A 21,176-nucleotide genomic window follows, 5' to 3' on the forward strand; every position below is an offset into this window, starting at 1 on the left:
TGTATTACTATAAAAAATACCCCATACTCTTTTCACTTTGCACAATTTTGGCAGTGATAGTATTAAATAGGATTCCTCTTAGTAGCTTTATTGAAAGCTATGGTACCACCAAGTGCATAGCCACTACAATGGAAACAATCATTTTTAATTGTCTCACGCTAGCAGTTCTTGTATATATAATAGTTTCCATTAAAATACCATTCCACTTTTCTGGCAAATTCAAAACGAAGGATAGCATCTTTTATCTTCCAATTATTATCTATCTAGTAATATTTTCAGGAGGCTTTTCTAACATCATTAATTACAATTTTGAAACTAGAAATCAAATACATTTTTATCTATTTTCCTTAAATACATTAGTGTCTGCCTTTTTGGAAGAGATACTATTTCGCGGACTAATATTTGGTTTGTTACTTAATGCGTATTTAAATAAGATTAATGGCATTGTTAAAAGCGTGGTTTTATCCGGAGTATTATTTGGAAGTATTCATTTACTAAATATATGGACTATGCCCGACACCTCCATTCAAGGGGTATTGAACCAAATATATGCTGCATCGTGCTTGGGCATAATGTATGCAACCGTATACCTAAAGACGCGAAGCATTCTCACTTTATCGATTATACATTTTCTGAGCAATTTTCTCGCCTTACTTGGAACCCATGAATTTTCATCAACAACGGAAGCAATAAACGTTTCTCAAAGCACATTTCTAACAGCTCTTATTGAAGAAGTTGTTAGACTTATTATATATGGGATCCCAATACTCATTAGTATTCTACTACTTAATTACACGAGTGAAAAAGACATTAGAGCATTCAGTAACAACACCACTAAATAATAGCCAGATAATTTAATGCATACTCTGACAGGACAATATTTAACAAAGTAACTCACTTGTATTTGTGCGTTTTAACAAACTACCCATTTAATGGATTACAAGATGCGTTCTCGCGAAATTCTATTGAATATTAGCTACCGATTTTAATATTTTACCCCTCATCCCTTTTTTTTACCTTTACCACCAAAATTATTATCATGCACGACGATTTAAAACAAGCACTAGAGATACTACGTCAGGGTGGCATCATCCTTTATCCTACCGATACAATTTGGGGTGTTGGTTGCGACGCAACAAATGCCGATGCCGTGAAACGAATATATGAGCTAAAACAACGTGCCGACTCAAAAAGCATGTTGGTATTATTGGATAACACGGCTAAACTGGGTGGTTATGTAAACGACATACCAGAAGTGGCTTACGACATGGCCGAATTAACCACCAAGCCATTAACCATTATATACGACGATGCCAAAAACCTAGCAGCTAACCTACTGGCTGAAGATGGTAGTGTAGGCATTCGAATTACTGAGGAAGATTTTTCGAAGCAACTGTGTGCCCGCTTTAAAAAACCTATTGTTTCTACCTCGGCCAATATTAGCGGAGAGCCTTCGCCACAAAAATTTGACGAAGTGAGCGAGGCCATTAAAGAGGGTGTTGACTACGTGGTAGGCTATCGTCAGGAGGAAACCAAAAATCCGGCTCCATCGAGCATTATCAAGCTGTCTAAAGATGGGCAGGTAACAATAATTAGAGAGTAAGATGCAAGATATTAAGTTCAAACACAGTACCCCTGTTCAGGTTCGCTTTAACGACATTGATGGCCTGGGGCATGTAAACAACACCACCATACAAGAGTATTTCGATTTAGGACGCATGCACTACATGAATGCGGTATTTGGGTCTGAAATATTAAAAGGGGAGGCTACGGTTATTGTTGTCAACATCAACACCGATTTCTCTAGTCCGCTTTATCTAAAAGACGAATTGGATGTAAAAACAGCCATTATTCACTTAGGAGGTAAAAGCCTGAAAATGGTTCAGCAAGTGGTTGACCGAAAGACTGGGGAGGCCAAAGCTGTTTGCCAATCGGTAATGGTTGGCTTTAATAAAGTTACTGAAGAGGGACTTGAGCTACTGCCCGAATGGCGAAAAGCGGTTAGCCAATACGAGCAGCGCAACTTATAAAACACAAAGCCCGATTACAAATAGCAATCGGGCTTTTATAATAAAGTTAATTTGAAAGCATTTTCTATTGGGATTTCATCCCAAACAGTACTCTCCTACTGAAACAGTTAAGAATACTCAATTCTTAATTGTTCCGATGTTCTTGAAGACAAAAACTAAGGAAAAAACATCAAGGCTCCTAAACCTATTATTTATGGATAGTTAATCAAGATCTACCAAACCCTCTGGCAGGTCAAATATTACCAGTTGTTGTTCATCATCAATACCAGCAATAAAGTGTTCCACTATCGGGATTAATAATTCATTGTCTTCATCATCGGTAATTTCAAACAGCGGGTTTTTAGCGATCTCTTTTATCGCCGTTATTTCACCAATATAACCATGGCCTACTGCCTGGCATTGGTAACCTACTAATTGATAAGCCGAAAATGGCTGATCAGCCTCACCCTCTTCGTCAGCCTTGGTTTCTTTTGCAACATATACAGGTGCATCTATCACCTTTACAGTATCCTTATCGCTTTTCAACTGCTCCAAAGTCACCAACACGTCTGCTTGTTTTTTCTGACGTGCCTCTTCCAAATAAAAAGGTACTAAACCACCATCCAAATCCAGGAACAGAAATTGAGTATCTAAGTCATCGATTGAAAACTCATCGAACAAACGAATTACTATTTCACCGGCTATACCGTGCGATTTAACAACAACACCCACTTGGCGACAGTTATGCTTTTCAATCATCAGATTATAATTTTGATGCAAAGGTAATGTTTTAAAGCAAACAGCTCACAGCCTTAATCCTGCTACTTTTTTCTATTGTACAGAAAAGCTTTCCAGCGTTCCTCGGGCAAATGAGCCTCTTCCATGGCTGCTCGCGATAAACTGAAAAATAAATCGGATAAACGGTTGATAAAAAACAAAATAGAACGCTCTACAGGATACTTGCGATGTAAGGCTGTTAACTTGCGTTCACCCTTTCGCAATTGCGAACGTACCACATGGCATAACGCCGATACTTCGTTGCCACCAGGCAAAATAAAATGATCTGATCGACTGCTTAAGGTCTGCTCTATAGCATCAATCCACTGCTCACAAAACACATCCATCCCCTCGGGCAATGGCATGGTATTTTTTTCTTTCAGCTCAGTCGGAGTTGCCAAATGACTCATGGTATTCATCAGCTCCACCTGAATTTGATGCAGTTTATCCTGCCATTCGTGCTGCGGCTCCAATTTCGAACGCAAAAGGCCAATAAATGAATTCACCTCATCAAAAGTACCATAGGCATCAACACGAATGTCATCTTTATTTACGCGCACTCCACCAAGTAAGTCTGTTTGTCCGCGATCGCCTGTTTTTGTATATATCTTCATCTTACTATTCTTCTATAAGTTTGTCTTGTGTATAAGACATCAAACAAGCGTCTAAACAAAAAGTTTGTACGAATCATAATAACTGCCAAAGATTTTTTTGAAATGATAGTGTTCTTTTAAGCGCCGTGCGATGTGGCCTTTCTTTTAAATTGCTTACGTTTTATCATAAAATTTAGAAAGACCAGGAAGCTGAGAACTTGTTCGAAGATCGCCTGGCCGCACTTAAGTTTGAGATAAATAAGAAAGTTATTTAAAAATCAGCCTTGATCTTTTTTCCTTAGTTTTTGTGATCAAGAACAAAAAGTAAGTCGGGTTTGGGCGGATAGCCCAATTGATAGAAAATAATTAAGATAAGTTAATATGAAAAGCGATAAACATTAGCTAAGCATTGTTGTTAAGATGTTACCAAAACGAAGAAGATGAATAAACTGGCCGATATACGCAACGAATATAACAAGGGGTTTTTATTACGAGGCGAGCTGCACCCGTGCCCGTTTCAACAATTTGATAAATGGATGAAAGAAGCCATTAAAGCCGAGTGTAATGAGCCAACGGCCTTTACATTGGCAACTGTGGATTCATCGCAAATGCCCAACTGCCGTATCGTATTATTAAAAGAAGTATGTGACGATGGCTTTGTATTTTTCACCAATTACGATAGCTGTAAAGGCAATGAGTTAGCGACAAGCGAGAAGGCTGCCATCAACTTCTTTTGGCCCGAGCTGGAGCGACAAGTGCGTATTAGGGGAACAATCGAAAAAGTATCGGAGCAAAAATCAGATGACTACTTCCAGTCGCGCCCTCGTGAAAGTCAATTAGGCGCCTGGGCTTCTGATCAAAGCACCAAGGTCAATAATAGTGATGACTTACATCAGCAATATACACGCTTAAAAAATGAGTACGAAGACAAAATAATACCTCGCCCACAGCATTGGGGAGGGTTTATAGTTAAGCCTGTTTCTATTGAATTCTGGCAAGGTCGCTCCAGTCGCATGCACGATCGTTATCAATATTCTTTAAACCAAAGCGAGTGGATAATTGAACAGTTGGCACCCTAATTCTCCGATGCCAATAGAAATTGTTCTAGTCGATAAGTTACTTTGTTAAACCATGAAAAACGCTTTCTAGGTTTTGTTCTTTTTGGGTCATAGTTAATATGGTCAGTTGATTTTGAACAGCAAAGTTGAAAATTGCTTTCCGTACATCGGTATCGGCTTCAATACTGTATTCTGTTGCTGACAGTTCATTAACCGATAGAATGCCATCAATACTTTTGATCAACTGACTATCTGCCGATTGATCAAACTCAACAAACACATTGGAAGACCCAGATTTTTGCAACGCTGAAAGATCAGTTGATGGATGATCAATAAGCAGTTCGCCCCGGTTAAGTATGATCACACGCTCACAAATGGCCTCCACCTCTTGCATAATATGCGTACTTAGCATTACTGTTTTTTCCTTACCTATGGTTTTAATCAAATTACGTATCTCCATAATCTGATTTGGGTCAAGGCCAGTGGTTGGCTCATCTAAAATCAATACTTCAGGATCGTGTATAAGCGCTTGTGCTAAACCAACACGTTGGCGATATCCCTTTGAAAGTGCCCCTATTTTTTTATTCTGTTCTAATGCTAGCCCTGTCAACTCCACCATTTCGGCCACACGTTCTTTTTTATTAGGAAGCTGATACAACTGAGCCACCATTAATAAATACTCCCTTACGTACATATCCAAATAAAGCGGATTGTGCTCGGGGAGGTAACCTATTTTTTTTCGAAACGATTCGTTGTATTCATTATTACTGATACCACACACTTCAACTTCACCAGCCGATTGTGGCAAAAGGCCTGATATAATCTTCATCATGGTAGATTTTCCAGCCCCATTAGGTCCTAAAAAACCAACTATCTCACCCGATGAAATGGAAAAAGAAACACCTTTCAATGCTTGTTGCTTTCCAAATTCTTTAACCACATCCTTTACAACAATTGACATATTTCGAAACTTTAGAACTCAAAAATATCAATAAACTCCGCCAAAAAAAAGTGAAACTAAAAAAGCATCTGTAATAGTTATGGGCGATACATAAGTTCTGTTTGTTCAAATAATAAAACACAATGCTATTTCATCCTTTCCAAGCAAACTACCTAAATAAGAGCCTCAGTTTAATTTTTAAGATTAAAATTTACATGTTCGTTTCAAATGAACATTAATATCTACTTTTGCATTTATTGTTACAATCAATTCCCAAGGCCATGTCACAAGATTCATTATACTGCGAAGATTTGTTTAACTATCACCGTAATCCAACCCGCGAGGTAAAAGTGGGTAATAAAACAATTGGCGGTAATAGTCCCATTCAAATACAATCAATGACCACCACCAATTCGATGGATGCTGAGGCCACGGCTAAGCAGGTTATGAGTATTATGGATGCTGGTGCTGATATTGTGCGCATTACAACGCAAGGGCGAAGTGAAGCACATATGCTGGAGCATGTTAAAAGAATCATCAGAAAAAAAGGCTACGATGGCCCTTTAGTGGCTGACATTCATTTTAACCCCAATGCGGCAAAAGTGGCAGCCTCCAATGTTGAAAAAGTACGCATTAACCCTGGTAATTTTTCGGGCGGAGCCAAAAAGTTTAAATTGGATTATAGCAACGAACAATACAACGAAGAGTTGGATTTGGCAAAGGAAAAGCTGAGTTCATTCCTTGATGTTTGTAAACAATACAATACGGCCATTCGGGTGGGCACTAACCATGGTTCACTCTCAGATCGGATAATGAGCCGCTTTGGTGATACACCGCAAGGCATGGTTGAAGCGTGCATGGAGTATTTGCGCATGTGCGAAACTCTGGATTTTAAAGACATCGTACTAAGCATTAAAGCCAGTAACACACGCATTATGGTTCATACGGTGCGCTTGTTAGTCGCCGCCATGAAAAAGGAAAACATGAACTACCCCCTACACCTTGGCGTAACCGAAGCAGGTAGCGAAGATGAGGGCAGAATTAAATCAGCGGTAGGCTCTGGAGCACTTTTGGTCGATGGCTTGGGCGATACCATTCGTGTATCTTTAACCGAAGACCCCGAAAAGGAAGTTCCCGTAGCTAGTAAGTTGGTTAATTATGTTACTGCACGTAGTAACCATGGAACAATAGCATCAGTCGATAAGGCCGATTTCACTCCCTTTGAATACAACCGTCGCCATACCCATTCGGTATTAAACATTGGTGGAGAAAACACTCCCGTAGTGATTGAGAGTGCACACACCAGTTATTCGGCAAAAAAAGGTTTAAAGGCCGATTACCTGTTTATCAATTACCCCACGGATATTAAAAATCATTATCAAAAATACCTTATTCCATACTCGGCCTGGAAAATGGCCAACACGTCTAATAATACAATTCCGGTTTTTGACCCCGAGGAATTTATTGCCACACCAGAATTACCTAAGAATTGCTTTCTATCCATTGAGTACCCTGAGCTTAATGAGCAAATTATTACCAAGCTAAAAAACAATAGCAATGTTGTTATTTTGCTATCGTCGGCACACATTAACAGGCCCGTTGAGCAGCGTGCCTTAATTTTTAAGTTGATAGAACAGGGTTTAACTCATCCTGTGGTAATCAATAACCAATATCAAGAAAGTGAAGCCGAAGATTTTCAAATTAAATCGGCAGCGGATGCAGGTATTCTGTTCCTCGATGGTCTTGCTGACGGCCTTTATCTCGAGAACGACGGACAATTGTCACCCTCAGAAATTTTAAATACAGCCTTTGGTATTCTGCAATCGTCGCGAGTGCGTTTTACCAAAACTGAATTTATTTCGTGCCCAGGGTGCGGAAGAACCTTATTTGATCTGCAAGAAACCACTAAGCAGGTTAAAGAGCGCACCTCGCACTTAAAAGGATTGAAAGTGGCGGTAATGGGATGTGTTGTAAATGGAGTTGGCGAAATGGCAGATGCTGATTATGGTTATATCGGTTCAGGACCAGAAACAGTCAGCTTATTTAAAAAACGTGAATTAATAAGACGAAATTTACCCCGAGAAGAGGCCGTTGAGGAGCTAATTAAGCTAATAAAAGAACACGGCGATTGGGTAGATGCACCTTCGAAATGATTTTTAATCAAAGAAATACAGCCAGTCGTGGATTATTTGAAGCGTTCGGAATGATTTTTTTGCTATGTGTTTCTATTTTTATAAATTGCGTTTCCCAAAAAATAACTAATTGAGTCTAGCCTAAATGAAACGGATTTTTCTATATTTCTTTGCGACGGTTTTTACGATTTTAAGCGCTCATGCTGGAGAAATTGAGCTGAGAGGTACATTTCAGGGAGAAAACCTGTATGTAAAGAATCCTTTTGCCTCTTCTGGTGTTGGGTTCTGCGTTTACGAAGTTACTGTAAACGGCCAAACTACTACCGACGAGATTAACTCAAGTGCTTTTGAAATTGACTTAAGTGTATTTCAATTTGCCATTGGTCAGGCTATTAATGTAGGTATTAAATTCAAAGATGATTGTGAGCCTAAAGTTCTCAATCCTGAAGTTCTAAATCCTAGAGCGACCTTTGTAATTGAAAACATGGCCATTAATAACGATCAATTAACATGGTCAACCTCTAAGGAATCGGGCAGTCTACCTTTTATTGTTGAACAATACCGTTGGAATAAATGGGTAAAAGTTGGTGAGGTAGATGGTAAAGGATCTATCGCGTCAAACAGTTACTCTGCCACAATCAGAAATCACAGTGGTGAAAATAAATTTCGTATTAAACAAGTTGACTACCGTAATAAACCACGTTACTCCGAAGAGCTTAAAAACACCTCAGCAAAACCAGAAGTAACTTATGGTCCAAACAAAATTGTTGATAACATTGCCTTTTCTGCTGCCACATTATATGAAATATATGATGAATATGGTGGAATAGTATTTAAAGGTTATGGTTCAGATGTTAATATTACCGGCATAGAAAAAGGTCGTTACTATATTAATTACGATAACAAGATGGAGCGATTCACAAAAAAATAAACTGTATTAATACAGTTATTAAAAGGTGATTCGTTATGAATCACCTTTTTTTATGCAAATTGAAAGAAAAATGAGTATTTCAATTGCATTTAACCAATGACTTAGCCCTCAATAAAAACAAATCATTAATTTTGCAATCCTGATTATAAATAGAAATAGAAATGGAACAGATTCGTCGAACAAAAATTGTAGAGATGCTGAAAAGCACCGATTTTGGTGCGCAAGCTAACGTGAAAGGCTGGGTTAGAACCAAGCGAGGTAATAAGCAAGTTAATTTTATTGCACTTAATGACGGGTCGTGCATTCATAATATACAGGTGGTAGTTGATGTTCCAAATTTTGATGAAGCCTTATTAAAGCGCATCACCACTGGAGCAGCGGTATCCATTAACGGAGAAATTACAGAATCGACGGGTAGCGGACAAAAGGTTGAAATTTTAGCAAAAGAAATAGAGGTAATGGGCGATTGTGATGCCGACAAATACCCTATTCAGCCAAAAAAACACACCCTTGAGTTCTTGCGCGAGAACGCTCATCTTCGTTTTAGAACCAACACGTTTGGAGCCATAGCGCGTGTTCGTCATGCTATGATTTTTGCTGTGCATGAATTCTACACAAAAAAAGGTTTTGTAAACATTCACACACCTGTTGTAACAGCTTCTGATGCTGAAGGTGCAGGAGAAATGTTTAAGGTAACAACTTTGGATTATGAGAACTTGCCACGTACCGAAGAAGGTGCCATTGATTATTCTCAAGATTTCTTTGGTAGAGCCACTAACCTAACCGTATCTGGTCAGTTAGAAGGCGAATTGGCTGCTTTGGCAATGGGTGAGATTTATACCTTTGGTCCTACATTCCGTGCCGAAAACTCAAATACATCACGTCATTTAGCCGAGTTTTGGATGATTGAGCCTGAAATGGCTTTCTACGACTTGGATGACAACATGGATTTGGCCGAGGAATTTCTAAAATACCTTATCCAATATGCCTTAGATAATTGCATGGATGATCTTGTGTTCTTAAGTAAACGTCTTCAAGAAGAGGAAAAGAACAAGAAGGCTGATGAGCGCACCATGGAGCTAGTTGAGAAACTTAAATCTATTTTGGCCGATGACTTTATCCGCTTGACGTATACTGAAGCCATAGAGGTATTGAAAAACTCTAAGCCTAATAAAAAAGGCAAGTTCAAATACCCTATTGATGGATTTGGAAGCGATTTACAGTCGGAGCATGAGCGTTACCTGGTTGAGAAGCATTTCAAAAAGCCAGTAATCCTAACAGACTATCCAAAGGACATTAAATCATTCTACATGAAATTGAATGATGATGGGAAAACCGTTCGCGCAATGGATGTGTTATTCCCACAAATTGGCGAAATCATTGGAGGCTCTCAGCGTGAAGAAAACTATGATAAATTAGTTGGGCGCATGGAAGAAATGGGCGTGCCAACCGACGAAATGTGGTGGTACCTTGATACTCGTCGTTTTGGTTCTGTTGTACACAGTGGTTTTGGTTTAGGTTTTGAACGTTTAATGTTGTTTGTTACCGGAATGGGTAATATCCGCGACGTGATACCTTTCCCACGTGCTCCAAAAACAGCAGAGTTTTAATCTAAAAAAACATTCCATAATAAAAGCCGGCTTTCTTTGAGAGCCGGCTTTTGTATTTATTATTCATCAAAAAATAAGCCACTTCTATCGCTTTTGATTAATTAATCTTATTTTTGTTAGTGCTCACTATATTTCAAGCAGTGCAGTTGAAACAGGAATGCTAAGAACGAAGCGATAGGGATGTTAAAACAGAGTTTACAACAAAAACTACTTCAGAAACTGTCACCTCTACAAATTCAGGTGATTAAGCTATTGGAAATTCCAACGGCACAATTGGAGCAACGTATAAAAAAAGAACTGGAAGAGAATCCTGTATTAGAACTGGAAAAGGAGAATGATCCGGATAAGGATGAACCCGATACAAAAGAGCAGGAGGTTGAGCGCGATGAGTTATCCATCGACGAATACATCAACAATGAAGACATTCCGGCCTATAAACTTCAGGCGCGTAACTTCTCTAAAGATGACAAGCACGAAGACATTCCTTTTTCTACAGGCGCTACTTTTCATGAGCATTTGATTGCTCAATTGGGATTGCGCATACTTAATGATCGTCAGAAAAATATTGCCGAGTACATAATAGGTAATGTGGATGAAGATGGATACCTGCGCCGTGAGGTAGATGAAATTATAGACGACTTGGCTTTTGCTCAAAACATAGAAGTAGATGAGCGTGAGGCCTTAGATGTATTAGAAATTGTTCAGGATTTTGATCCGGCAGGAGTAGCCGCTCGTGATCTGCAAGAATGCCTGCTATTACAAATTAAACGTAAGGATCGAAGTTTTCCTGATGTTGAAAATGCCTTTCAATTATTAAAATATCATTTTGAGGAATTTACACGTAAACACTACGATAAAATTACTAAACGTCTACACATAGATGAAGAGGAGCTAAAAGATGCTTTGGCAGAGGTGTTAAAACTAAATCCAAAACCAGGAAGCTCTTACAGCAATCCTATGTCAAAAACGGTTCAACACATTATCCCTGATTTTATATTAGACATAGAAGATGAGCAGTTTCTTTTAAGCCTTAACAATCGTAATGTTCCTGAATTGCATATCAGCAATACCTATTCTGACATGTTACAGGACTACAGTGCGAATAAGAAAAATCAAACACAAGACAAAAAAGATGCAGTCATGTTTGTCAAGCAAAAGCTTGATTCGGCCAAGTGGTTTATTGATGCCATTAAGCAGCGCCAAAATACATTAATGACTGTTATGAATTCAATTTTAGAATATCAGAATGATTACTTTTTAGAGGGCGATGAAACGCGCATGAGGCCAATGATATTAAAAGACATTGCCGAAGTTACCAACTTGGATATATCTACTATCTCACGTGTTTCTAACAGTAAGTATATTCAAACTCACTTTGGCATCTTCCCATTAAAGTATTTCTTTTCAGAAGGCTTACAAACCGAATCGGGCGAAGAAGTTAGTACCCGGGAGATTAAAAAAATACTGGAAGAATGCATTGCCAATGAGGATAAAAGAAAGCCTTTAACTGACGATAAGTTGGCTGTTATACTAAAAGAAAAGTCGTATAACATTGCTCGTCGTACTGTTGCTAAATATCGTGAGCAGTTAAACATTCCTGTTGCCAGATTAAGAAAAGAATTATAAACGCAAGCCGGTTACACAACCGGCTTTTTAATGAGAACCACATGCGTCTGTTCGCACGAATTTTATCCAGCATATTTCACCCAATGCTTATTCCAACTTTGGGGCTTTTCTTAATATTTAATATTGGCGGTCACTTTTCATACCTCCCCTTTGAACACAAACGCTTAATTTACATATTTGTGTTTGTGAGCACGTGTGCATTACCACTTAGCCTCATTCCACTATTTATGCTATTGGGCTACGTAAAAAGCATCTACATGGAGCAACGAAAAGAACGACTTTTGCCAACATTATTTACTTGTTTATTTTACGGTATAGGTTATTTCTTTTTAACACGAATCCCTATTGTTCCGTCTTTTATTCAAGGCTTTATGCTCGCATCGATTATTGCAGTAGGACTGGCGCTTGTTATCACCTTGTTTTGGAAAATAAGCATGCACATGATTGGCTTTGGAGGACTTACCGGAGCTATCTTGGCCTTAGCTTTTACCTTTGGCCTAGACATATGGCTGCTATTTTCTATCGTGGTTATAATAGCTGGACTTTTAGGGTCGTCAAGACTGTACCTAAAGGCACATACTCCAATGCAAGTGCATGCAGGCTTTTTACTTGGAGCTTGTATCGTTTATTTCATCACTCTTTTACATTAGACGGAGTACCAAAGAAAAAACAGTTTCAGGTATTCACTGGCGGTTCTCTGCAATTTTTAAAACAGAAACAAAACTCACATATACTAAAAAAGCCATCCGTAGGGATGGCTTAGTATTTCTTGAAAAAGATTAACTGAATTACTCAGCAGCAGGCTCTTCAGATGCTTCTTCAGCAGCCTCAGGAGCTTCTTCACCAGCAGCTTCTGCAGCGGCAGCTTTAGCAGCAGCCTCAGCTTCAGCAGCTAATTCAGCTTTAGCAGCAGTAATTGCTTCTGCACGCTCAGCATTAATCTTAGCTTCTTGCTCTAAACGTTCTTTATCAGCGCTCGCTTTAACACCAGCTAACTCATCTTTCTTCGCTTGAACTTTACCTTCTTTGTCAGCCAACCAAGCGTTGAAACGCTTTTCAGCTTCAGCCTCATCAAAAGCACCTTTTTTAACGCCTTCTAATAAGTGCTTCTTCATCATCACACCTTTGTACGAAAGAATCGCACGAGCTGTATCTGTTGGTTGAGCACCTTTTCCAAGCCATTCAAGAGCTTTATCAAAGTTCAAGTTAATTGTAGCAGGATTGGTGTTTGGATTATAAGATCCAACTCTCTCAATGTACTTACCATCGCGTGGTGATCTGCTATCAGCTACTACAATGTGGTAGTAAGCATACCTTTTACGTCCGTGACGTGCCAGTCTAATTTTTACAGGCATAGTATTACGTTTTAATTAATTAAACAATTGCAAAAACTCGTTTTGCGGGTGCAAAGATAGTGCTTTATCATAGAGATTCAAGCATTTATTAATCTTTTATTTAGTCGCAAGTGGCTAAATATTAAAATGATATTTCAATTTCAAGGTAAATTCTCGCGATGGACCCGGGAATGGAGAATGCCAACCATCATAAGGTTGAATATAATTCGAATGCTGACCCAAAATATCATTCACTCCAAAACCAATTTCCATGGGTAGTTTAAATACATTCTTATAACGTGCATATAAATTCAACAGATACAAAGGCTCATATTCCGAAATAACAGACTCTTCTTCATTGGCATCCAATGAGGCATAGCCAAACCTTTTTCCCTTAACAATAAGTGATGGATTTAATGAGAAGTTTTTACTTATCTTAAGGTGTCCTCTCACATTCACTTTATGTTGGGGAAATGCAAGTAAAGAAGCATCATTACCTGGGACAGCATAATATGCTTCTTCATTAATATTCTCAGCTGAGTAATAAGCATAATTACATATTAAATACCCCCAATCAGCCTTCCATTTAGCTTCCAACTCAACACCTTTGCTGCCGTATCGGGTTGAGTTATAATAACCATCCTTCTCCCTATCTGTGTTCTCATCATAGTAATAAAAATATACCATTGGGTCATGAATGGTACTATGGAAAACATTGGCATTCAATGAGAAGTTATCATTAAAACGATAGCCAATCTCCACTTCTATCACATCACTCTTCTCAGGTTTAATATTAGGTGAAATATCCTCAAAACCATTATCAGTTTGATTAAAAGCTTGTAAATTAGCGACACTTGGCGTTCTAAAAGCTCTACTATATAGTACTTTATAATGAAATTTATTAAAGTCTTTGGTTAAACTAATACGTGGAGAAAATGCAGCATCTACCATTGAATGGGCATCATAACGTAAACCTGCAGTAATATTGGCGACACCCGTTTTATAAACCCCTTGTGCAAAAAGTGAAATATTACTTAATTTTACCTCTTGAGTATCATTATACCAAACATTGTCACCTGTGCCAAAAAGGGCTTTATCATGATAATACTCGGCTCCCGCCATCAAATTAAAGCGTTCGTTTGCATTGTACTGCATTAAAACATTTGCCAATACTCGCTCTACAGATGGATCATAATAATCATCTCCTTCCAATACTTGCCAAGGCTTTTCCTTTTTATAGTTTAACTTGGGAGTTATAGATAATTTATCATTCAAATTAAACTCATAACTAAGACCGGTATAAATCCCACTAAAGGATTGACGATAAGGTTCACTAGCTACCTCATCATATTTTGATACAATATCCTGATTATAGTCGTCGTACATAAACCTAAACTGTAGGCCTTTATGCTTTATTCCTAAATTAAGATTACTTGTTTGAGTTGATGCACCATCATCTTCTAAATCATAATCTGTTCCGTACATATCGGTATAGATCTGATCGCTATATATTGCATTACTATAAAAGCCCTTTAGATCAAATTCCCAGAAATTAATCTTCTTCGCAAAATTGACACTCCCGGTGGTTCTGCCAAGGCTATTTTCCATCAATCCGGCATTTCCACTAACTTCTAAGCCCTGCATATTTGAAACATTACGCGTAATGATGTTTATAACACCCAATTCAGCATTTCCTCCATATAATGATGATCCTGGACCTCTAATAATTTCGATACGCTGTATTTGCTCAATGCCAACCCTATTACCAAATTGATAGGATGCATAAACTTGCTCCTGCACCTCAAGCCCGTCAATTAATATCAATACCTTTCCTTCGTATGCCCAAAGCCCTCTAATACCAAGACCAATGCTTCCGGTAACATCCATACCAAAATCAAACCCAGGTATTAAATTCAATACATCAATTAAGTCGCGAGCTCCCATATTCTGAATTTCATCATATGAGATCACTGACACCACACCTGGCGTTTCATTAATTGATACTGAATTTTTAGAAGCTACTGAAACTTCTGTATTAAAAATATCAGCAAACTCATCACCCAAACCAAATTCATCAATCTGTTGAGCATGACATACAATGTTAACCAGTGCTAAAGCAATGATTAACAACACCCTAATTCCTTTCATAAATCTATCCTTTAATTCAATTATAAATAATCAAAAGCCCTCTTCCCCTCGAAAACGTTAAGCCTCTAACGTCATATCTTAACCAAGGTTACAAGCTAGTTGAAGTATAATTTTCTACTCTTTTTTTGTCTATATTTTACACCAAAATACTAAACGTAAAAAGATGAATTCTTCCTCCAATCCAAACAAATCATTCCCTCAATAATAGTTAACTTCGCACACCTGCCATTTGTATGGCATTGTAACATGAAATACCAATTCTGAGATGTTTTTAATATTTGATACTGAGACTACTGGTTTACCTAAAAAATGGAAAGCTCCCTTAAGCGATTTTGACAATTGGCCACGTATGGTTCAGCTAGCTTGGCAATGTCACGATTTGGATGGTAATTTTCTATTCGCCAAAAACCATGTTATAACGCCTGATGGTTATGTTATTCCTGAAGATGTTGTGGAAGTTCATGGTATCTCAACAAAAATAGCACAAGAAAAAGGTATTCCATTAAAAGATGCTCTGCTCGATTTCATGGAAGATGTTAAGCAATCGAAGTTTATCATCGGCCATAATGTGACGTTTGATATTAACATTGTGGGTTGTGAGCTTTTGCGTTGCGAATTGGACGAGCAAGAGCTTGTTAGGGCACCTATGCTGGATACCATGACTGGCAGTAAGGTTTTTTGTGACCTAAACCGTAATGGCCAACTTAAAAACCCAACGCTTACAGAGCTACACCTTAAACTCTTTGGCGTTCCATTTGCCGAGGCTCATAATGCGGCGGCTGATGTTGAAGCCACTACACGTTGTTTTTTAGAGCTTCTTCGTGTTGATGGTTTGAGTCCGGATTTGCACAAGTTGTCACCTACGCAAATTCAATCATTTAAACAAAACAACCCTGCCACCATTGAGTTGGTAGGTATCAAATACGAGTCCTTTAAAGTTAATACCAGCTTCGATGATATTTCCATTGAAGAGGAGGAACGGAAACTACGAGAGGCAGCTAAAAATGTAGAACAACAACCTTTTGTTCACTTACATGTCCACTCGCAATACTCCATCCTCGATGGAGCTGCCAAAACCACAGCTATTGCTGCCAAAGCTAAAGAAGATGGCATGCCAGCCGTAGCACTAACCGATCATGGCAGCATGTTCGGCATAAAAGAGTTTCATGTAGCTTGTACAAAGGCCGACATCAAGCCCATTATTGGCGTTGAGGCCTATGTTGCCAAGCGAGGTCACTTGCGAAAAGATGATAAAACAGATGCCTCAGGTCATCATATCATTCTACTTGCAAAAAACTACAAAGGTTATCAAAATCTCTTAAAGATGACTTCCATTGCTCACACCGATGGAATGTACTACAAGCCTCGTATTGATAAGGACTTACTGGAAAAATATCATGAAGATGTAATCGTTAGTAGTGCTTGCCTGGGAGGCGAGGTAGCTCAAAACATCATGGCTGGTAATCTTGAAAAAGCCAAAGAAACTATATTATGGTTTAAAGGTGTGTTCGGAGATGATTATTATCTTGAAATGCAACGTCATAAGAATGATGACCCCAGATTAAGAGCCGATGTTTGGGAGAATCAAGTGAAAGTGAATAAAGTTATTCGTCAACTAGCCGCAGAATTGGATGTTAAAGTGATAGCCACCAACGACTCTCACTTTATGAATCCTGAAGATGCCGAGGCGCACGATGTATTGGTTTGCCTGAGTACGGGTCGTGATTACGATGACCCAACACGCATGCGTTACACCAAGCAAGAGTGGTTTAAAACAACCGCCGAAATGAATGAGTTATTTGCCGATGTGCCTGAAGCTCTAGCTACTACAGCTGAAATTGCAGATAAGGTAGAGTACTACAAGCTAGACTCTGCCCCAATTATGCCTCCTTTTAACATACCAGAGGAGTTTGGAACAGTAGCAGACTACATTGACAAATACTCGGAGGATGCCCTCATAGAAGAGTTCAGCGAGAAATCTTATGAGCGACTAGGTGGCTATGATAAGGTTATCCAAATTAAACTGGAGGCCGATTACCTAAAGCACCTGACATTTATTGGAGCTAAAAAACGTTACGGCGAAGAGCTGGAAGATTCTGTAACAGAACGTCTGGAATTTGAGCTCGATACCATTAAAACAATGGGATTCCCGGGATACTTCTTGATTACTCAGGATTTTATCAATTGGGCTAAAGACAATGGTGTAATTGTAGGTCCTGGTCGTGGATCGGCTGCTGGAGCCGCTGTAGCTTATTGTGCCGGCATTACAGACGTTGATCCAATTAAATACGATTTGCTGTTTGAGCGTTTTCTAAACCCTGATCGTGTATCCATGCCCGATGTCGATATCGACTTTGATGACGATGGCAGACAGGCCGTATTGGATTATGTTACCGATAAATATGGACAGGATAAGGTAGCACACATCTGTACCTTTGGTACCATGGCTACCAAAAGTTCCATAAAAGATGTGGCGCGGGTACTACGACTCGACCTTTCCGAAGCCAACCGCCTAGCTAAAATGGTTCCGGAGGCTCCCAAAATGAGTTTCAAAAAAGCTTACAAAGAAGAACCAGCCCTGCTGGAAGAAAAAGAATCTTCAAACGCACTCATTGCACAAACAATAAAATTTGCCGAGGCACTCGAAGGTTCAGTGCGCCAGACCGGGGTACATGCCTGTGGTGTTCTTATTGGTAAAAACCCTTTAGACGAGCACCTGCCAGTTATGCCAACCAAGGGTGAGGAACTACTCACAACCCAATACGATGGGCGTTTTGTTGAAGATATTGGCCTCTTAAAAATGGACTTCCTAGGATTAAAAACCCTTTCTATTATTAAGGAAGTACTAAGTAACATTAAACTATCAAAAGGCATTGACGTGGACATCAACCACGTTGACCTTGAAGATGAAGAAACGTTTAAGCTATTTAGCCGCGGTGAAACAACCGCCATCTTCCAGTTTGAGTCCCCAGGTATGAAAAAGCACTTGAGGGGACTTCAGCCAAACCGCTTTGAAGACTTGGTGGCTATGAACGCCCTCTATCGTCCTGGTCCTATGGAATACATCCCTTCTTTTATTGCGCGAAAGCATGGTAAGGAAGAAATTGTATATGACCACCCTATGATGGAGCCCTACCTGAAAGACACCTACGGCATTACCGTTTATCAGGAACAGGTAATGTTACAGTCCAGAGCACTTGGTGGCTTTACACGAGGGGACTCTGACTCCTTACGTAAAGCAATGGGTAAGAAGATCATGGAGATGATGAATAAACTTAAAGCTAAGTTTATTGATGGTTGTCTGGGAAGCGAAGAGTTTATGCAAGCTTGCACCGATGGCAAAACATCCATACCTAAAGCCGAAGATTTAATTGAGAAGATTTGGGGTGACTGGGAGGCTTTTGCTAGCTACGCCTTTAACAAATCTCACTCGGTGTGCTATGCTTATATTGCCTATCAAACAGGTTACTTAAAAGCTCATTACCCTGCTGAATTTATGGCAGGCGTATTAAGTCGTAACCTAAGCGATATTACTAAAATCACCAACTTCATGGAAGAGTGTAAAAACATGGGGATGGATGTTTTGGGACCTGACGTGAATGAATCATACCGTAAATTTACGGTAAATAAAGAGGGCGCTATTCGCTTTGGTATGGCAGGTATTAAAAGTGTTGGTGAAGGAGCCGTTGATGCCATTATTCAAGAACGTGAGAAAAATGGGCCATACAAAACGGTTTATGATTTTGTTGAGCGCCTGCCCCTCAATACGGTAAACAAAAAGAATATTGAAGCACTAGCATTCTCTGGAGCATTTGATGCCATGGGAGATTACCACCGCGCCCAGTTCTTTGGCAAACACGAGAACGACGACATGAATTTCATCGAACACTTAATGCGATACGGCAACCGCTTTCAGGCAGATAAGGCATCGGCACAAAACTCGCTTTTTGCTGGCATGGGAACGGCCATTGAAATAAAAACGCCAGATATGCCTAACTGCATTGAATATTCCATTATTGAGAAACTCAATCACGAGAAGGAATATATCGGCATCTACTTATCTGCTCATCCATTAGATCAGTATAAATTAGAGATGAATAATTTTATTCATCATCGACTAAAGCAGCTTGACGACCTCGAGGCCATTAGAGGTCGAGATATTACAGTAGCAGGTAGCGTGGTGAATGTGAGGCGGGGAACAACAAAAAAAGGTAATCCTTATGCCATTATGACCATGGAAGATTACACGGGTTCTTATGAGTTTGCCTTTTTTGGTAATGACTTTACAGAGTACCTGCCTTACTTGGAAATTGGCTATTTTATAATGGTTAAAGGCAAGGTTCAACCCAAGCGTTTTAATCAGGAAGAGCTAGAGTTAAAAATCAATAACATTAAATTCTTAAGTGAACTGCGTGATACGCTTGTAAATACCGTTACACTGAAAGTGCCTTTAACAGCTATTTCTGATGAATTAATAACGGAATTGACAAACATTATTCAAACCAATGAGGGAAAAGTAACCCTTAAGTTTATGGTACACGATCCCGAAACGAAGAATGCTGTACAGTTCTTGTCACGGACCATGCGCGTTGATCTAAACGATGATCTAATCAAATACATAGAGGAACATGAAAAAATTGAGATGAGCATTGCCTAGTATGCTTGATGAGAATCAGGTAATATTATTATAGCTGTCAATTAAAAAATGTTTATTTTTGAGCCTGTCGAAGTTATTTTGTATAACTTTGTCAATCACTTTTAAGTTAGGAAGTTAAAATTTTTATAATAATAAAGTAAAACAGATTTGCTATGTTGATCGAAGTTACTGATGCCAATTTTGAAGAGTTAGTATTAAATTCAGACAAACCTGTATTGGTTGATTTCTGGGCTGAATGGTGTGGACCATGTCGTATGGTTACTCCTATAGTTAAAGAATTGGCAGAAGAGTATGGCGATAAAGCCGTTATTACAAAAATGGATGTTGACAGTAATCCAGGAACTTCAGTGAAGTTCGGAATTCGTAACATCCCAACTATTTTATTCTTTAAAAACGGTGAAATAGTTGACAAACAAGTTGGAGCTGTTCCTAAAACTATATTAGCGTCGAAAATTGACGCTCTGCTATAGTAAAAGCATACTTACACTGAGGGCTGTCAAATTTTTTGACAGCCTTTTTTAATCCTTAAAAATAAAACTACCCCCTTATTTTTTTATCATGAAGCAATTACAAGTACTAATTGTCCTATTAGCAATAGGACTTAGCAGCTGCCAGTTCTTTGGACCCGACAAAAAAGTGGTTTCAACGAATACGAAAAATGCTGACGGCACCTTTATTAAGAAACGCCATTTTAATGACGACCCGCATTCTCCGGTAGAGTGGGAAATCTCAATGAAGTTTAAAGAAGGAAGCAAATCTGCTATCCGTCACGGTATTTCCAAACGTTACTCTAAATCAGGCAAACTTTTAGAAACGATCAATTACTCCGACAACAAAAAAGAGGGCACTCGTATTACTTATCACTCAACAGGCAAAGTTTACAAAGAACAGCCTTATGTGGATGGTCGACTAACAGGTATTTGTAAACGTTTTGACAGAGATGGTAAAATTAGTGCAGAATATGAATACAAAAACGGACTTGCTGGTGTAGGCCTAAAGCGTTATACCAACCTTGGTAAGGTCCGCCCTAACCCAACAATTAAGATTACTAAAAATGATAACATCAGAACGACCAGTACCTACGTTATTGGTTTATCATTAAGTGGAGAGGGAACCAAAACCATTAAATCGGTTGAATTTTTCGAAGGTGATTTAATTGAAGGAAAGTTCATGCATAAAAACTTGACACCCGCCAAAAAGCTTTCATCTAAAAAAGGTGAACTAAGAATTAAGCTTCCTAAAGGCAGTTCGATTAATAAAACACTTAACATTGTGGCCGTTTGTACAACATCAGATGGTCTTAAACTCATCATGCAAAAACCGGTAAAGGTTGATGCCAGAGGAATTTAAGCGAGTAAAAC

General features: G+C 38.9%; 17 protein-coding genes. 12 read left to right on the forward strand and 5 right to left on the reverse strand.

Annotated elements, in window-relative coordinates:
- The first annotated feature begins 128 nt into the window (after window positions 1-128).
- The 3 genes from FNN09_RS21110 to FNN09_RS08410 all read left to right on the forward strand — a co-directional run bounded on the left by FNN09_RS21110 (window position 129) and on the right by FNN09_RS08410 (window position 2,030).
- Window positions 129-842, forward strand: coding sequence for a CPBP family intramembrane glutamic endopeptidase (locus tag FNN09_RS21110; RefSeq protein ID WP_255434070.1), 714 nt, complete (start codon window positions 129-131; stop codon window positions 840-842).
- A 197-nt stretch (window positions 843-1,039) separates the two neighbouring features.
- On the forward strand, window positions 1,040-1,603 hold the full coding sequence (locus tag FNN09_RS08405; RefSeq protein ID WP_143301437.1) for an L-threonylcarbamoyladenylate synthase: 564 nt from the start codon (window positions 1,040-1,042) through the stop codon (window positions 1,601-1,603).
- A gap of 1 nt (window position 1,604) precedes the next feature.
- A complete protein-coding gene (locus tag FNN09_RS08410; RefSeq protein ID WP_143301439.1) occupies window positions 1,605-2,030 on the forward strand; it encodes a thioesterase family protein in 426 nt (141 codons plus the stop codon).
- Window positions 2,031-2,231: 201 nt separating this feature from the next.
- On the opposite strand, the gene rimM is transcribed toward FNN09_RS08410, so the two are convergent.
- Window positions 2,232-2,768: a ribosome maturation factor RimM gene (gene rimM, locus FNN09_RS08415; RefSeq protein WP_143301441.1), complete on the reverse strand. Its 537-nt coding sequence runs from the start codon at window positions 2,766-2,768 to the stop codon at window positions 2,232-2,234.
- Between the two features lie 62 nt (window positions 2,769-2,830).
- Window positions 2,831-3,400 carry a cob(I)yrinic acid a,c-diamide adenosyltransferase gene (locus tag FNN09_RS08420; protein WP_143301443.1) on the reverse strand — a complete coding sequence of 190 codons (570 nt, stop codon included), beginning with the start codon at window positions 3,398-3,400 and terminating at the stop codon, window positions 2,831-2,833.
- Window positions 3,401-3,819: 419 nt separating this feature from the next.
- Here FNN09_RS08420 and pdxH point away from each other — a divergent pair, with 419 nt between their 5' ends.
- Window positions 3,820-4,458 carry a pyridoxamine 5'-phosphate oxidase gene (pdxH, locus tag FNN09_RS08425; protein WP_143301445.1) on the forward strand — a complete coding sequence of 213 codons (639 nt, stop codon included), beginning with the start codon at window positions 3,820-3,822 and terminating at the stop codon, window positions 4,456-4,458.
- A gap of 37 nt (window positions 4,459-4,495) precedes the next feature.
- Here the strand turns inward: pdxH and gldA are convergent, their stop codons facing one another.
- Window positions 4,496-5,398: a gliding motility-associated ABC transporter ATP-binding subunit GldA gene (gene gldA / locus FNN09_RS08430; protein WP_143301447.1), complete on the reverse strand. Its 903-nt coding sequence runs from the start codon at window positions 5,396-5,398 to the stop codon at window positions 4,496-4,498.
- Between the two features lie 260 nt (window positions 5,399-5,658).
- Here gldA and ispG point away from each other — a divergent pair, with 260 nt between their 5' ends.
- The 5 genes from ispG to FNN09_RS08455 all read left to right on the forward strand — a co-directional run bounded on the left by ispG (window position 5,659) and on the right by FNN09_RS08455 (window position 12,326).
- Window positions 5,659-7,530 carry a (E)-4-hydroxy-3-methylbut-2-enyl-diphosphate synthase gene (ispG, locus tag FNN09_RS08435; protein WP_143301449.1) on the forward strand — a complete coding sequence of 624 codons (1,872 nt, stop codon included), beginning with the start codon at window positions 5,659-5,661 and terminating at the stop codon, window positions 7,528-7,530.
- A gap of 124 nt (window positions 7,531-7,654) precedes the next feature.
- Window positions 7,655-8,440, forward strand: a complete 786-nt coding sequence (locus FNN09_RS08440) for a hypothetical protein (protein WP_143301451.1) — start codon at window positions 7,655-7,657, stop codon at window positions 8,438-8,440.
- A 170-nt stretch (window positions 8,441-8,610) separates the two neighbouring features.
- Window positions 8,611-10,050, forward strand: a complete 1,440-nt coding sequence (asnS, locus tag FNN09_RS08445; protein ID WP_143301569.1) for an asparagine--tRNA ligase — start codon at window positions 8,611-8,613, stop codon at window positions 10,048-10,050.
- Window positions 10,051-10,230: 180 nt separating this feature from the next.
- Window positions 10,231-11,676 carry an RNA polymerase factor sigma-54 gene (gene rpoN / locus FNN09_RS08450; RefSeq protein ID WP_143301453.1) on the forward strand — a complete coding sequence of 482 codons (1,446 nt, stop codon included), beginning with the start codon at window positions 10,231-10,233 and terminating at the stop codon, window positions 11,674-11,676.
- A 257-nt stretch (window positions 11,677-11,933) separates the two neighbouring features.
- The gene (locus FNN09_RS08455) at window positions 11,934-12,326 is read left to right on the forward strand and encodes a hypothetical protein (RefSeq protein ID WP_255434069.1); all 393 of its coding nucleotides are present in this window, start codon (window positions 11,934-11,936) and stop codon (window positions 12,324-12,326) included.
- 138 nt (window positions 12,327-12,464) lie between these two features.
- Here the strand turns inward: FNN09_RS08455 and FNN09_RS08460 are convergent, their stop codons facing one another.
- Together FNN09_RS08460 and FNN09_RS08465 are read right to left on the reverse strand one after the other, a co-directional pair.
- The gene (locus tag FNN09_RS08460; protein ID WP_143301455.1) at window positions 12,465-13,031 is read right to left on the reverse strand and encodes a 30S ribosomal protein S16; all 567 of its coding nucleotides are present in this window, start codon (window positions 13,029-13,031) and stop codon (window positions 12,465-12,467) included.
- Window positions 13,032-13,145: 114 nt separating this feature from the next.
- Window positions 13,146-15,158, reverse strand: a complete 2,013-nt coding sequence (locus FNN09_RS08465; protein ID WP_143301457.1) for a TonB-dependent siderophore receptor — start codon at window positions 15,156-15,158, stop codon at window positions 13,146-13,148.
- 265 nt (window positions 15,159-15,423) lie between these two features.
- Between FNN09_RS08465 and dnaE the strand changes: the two genes are divergently transcribed.
- From dnaE to FNN09_RS08480, 3 genes are all read left to right on the forward strand, one after another.
- Complete coding sequence (dnaE, locus tag FNN09_RS08470) at window positions 15,424-19,815, forward strand: DNA polymerase III subunit alpha (protein ID WP_143301459.1); 4,392 nt, start codon at window positions 15,424-15,426, stop codon at window positions 19,813-19,815.
- 152 nt (window positions 19,816-19,967) lie between these two features.
- On the forward strand, window positions 19,968-20,285 hold the full coding sequence (gene trxA, locus FNN09_RS08475; protein WP_143301461.1) for a thioredoxin: 318 nt from the start codon (window positions 19,968-19,970) through the stop codon (window positions 20,283-20,285).
- A gap of 88 nt (window positions 20,286-20,373) precedes the next feature.
- The gene (locus FNN09_RS08480) at window positions 20,374-21,165 is read left to right on the forward strand and encodes a toxin-antitoxin system YwqK family antitoxin (protein WP_143301463.1); all 792 of its coding nucleotides are present in this window, start codon (window positions 20,374-20,376) and stop codon (window positions 21,163-21,165) included.
- Window positions 21,166-21,176 lie beyond the last annotated feature (11 nt).

Origin of the sequence: Carboxylicivirga sp. M1479 (assembly GCF_007097485.1) — a bacterium.
Classification (GTDB): Bacteria; Bacteroidota; Bacteroidia; order Bacteroidales; family Marinilabiliaceae; genus Carboxylicivirga.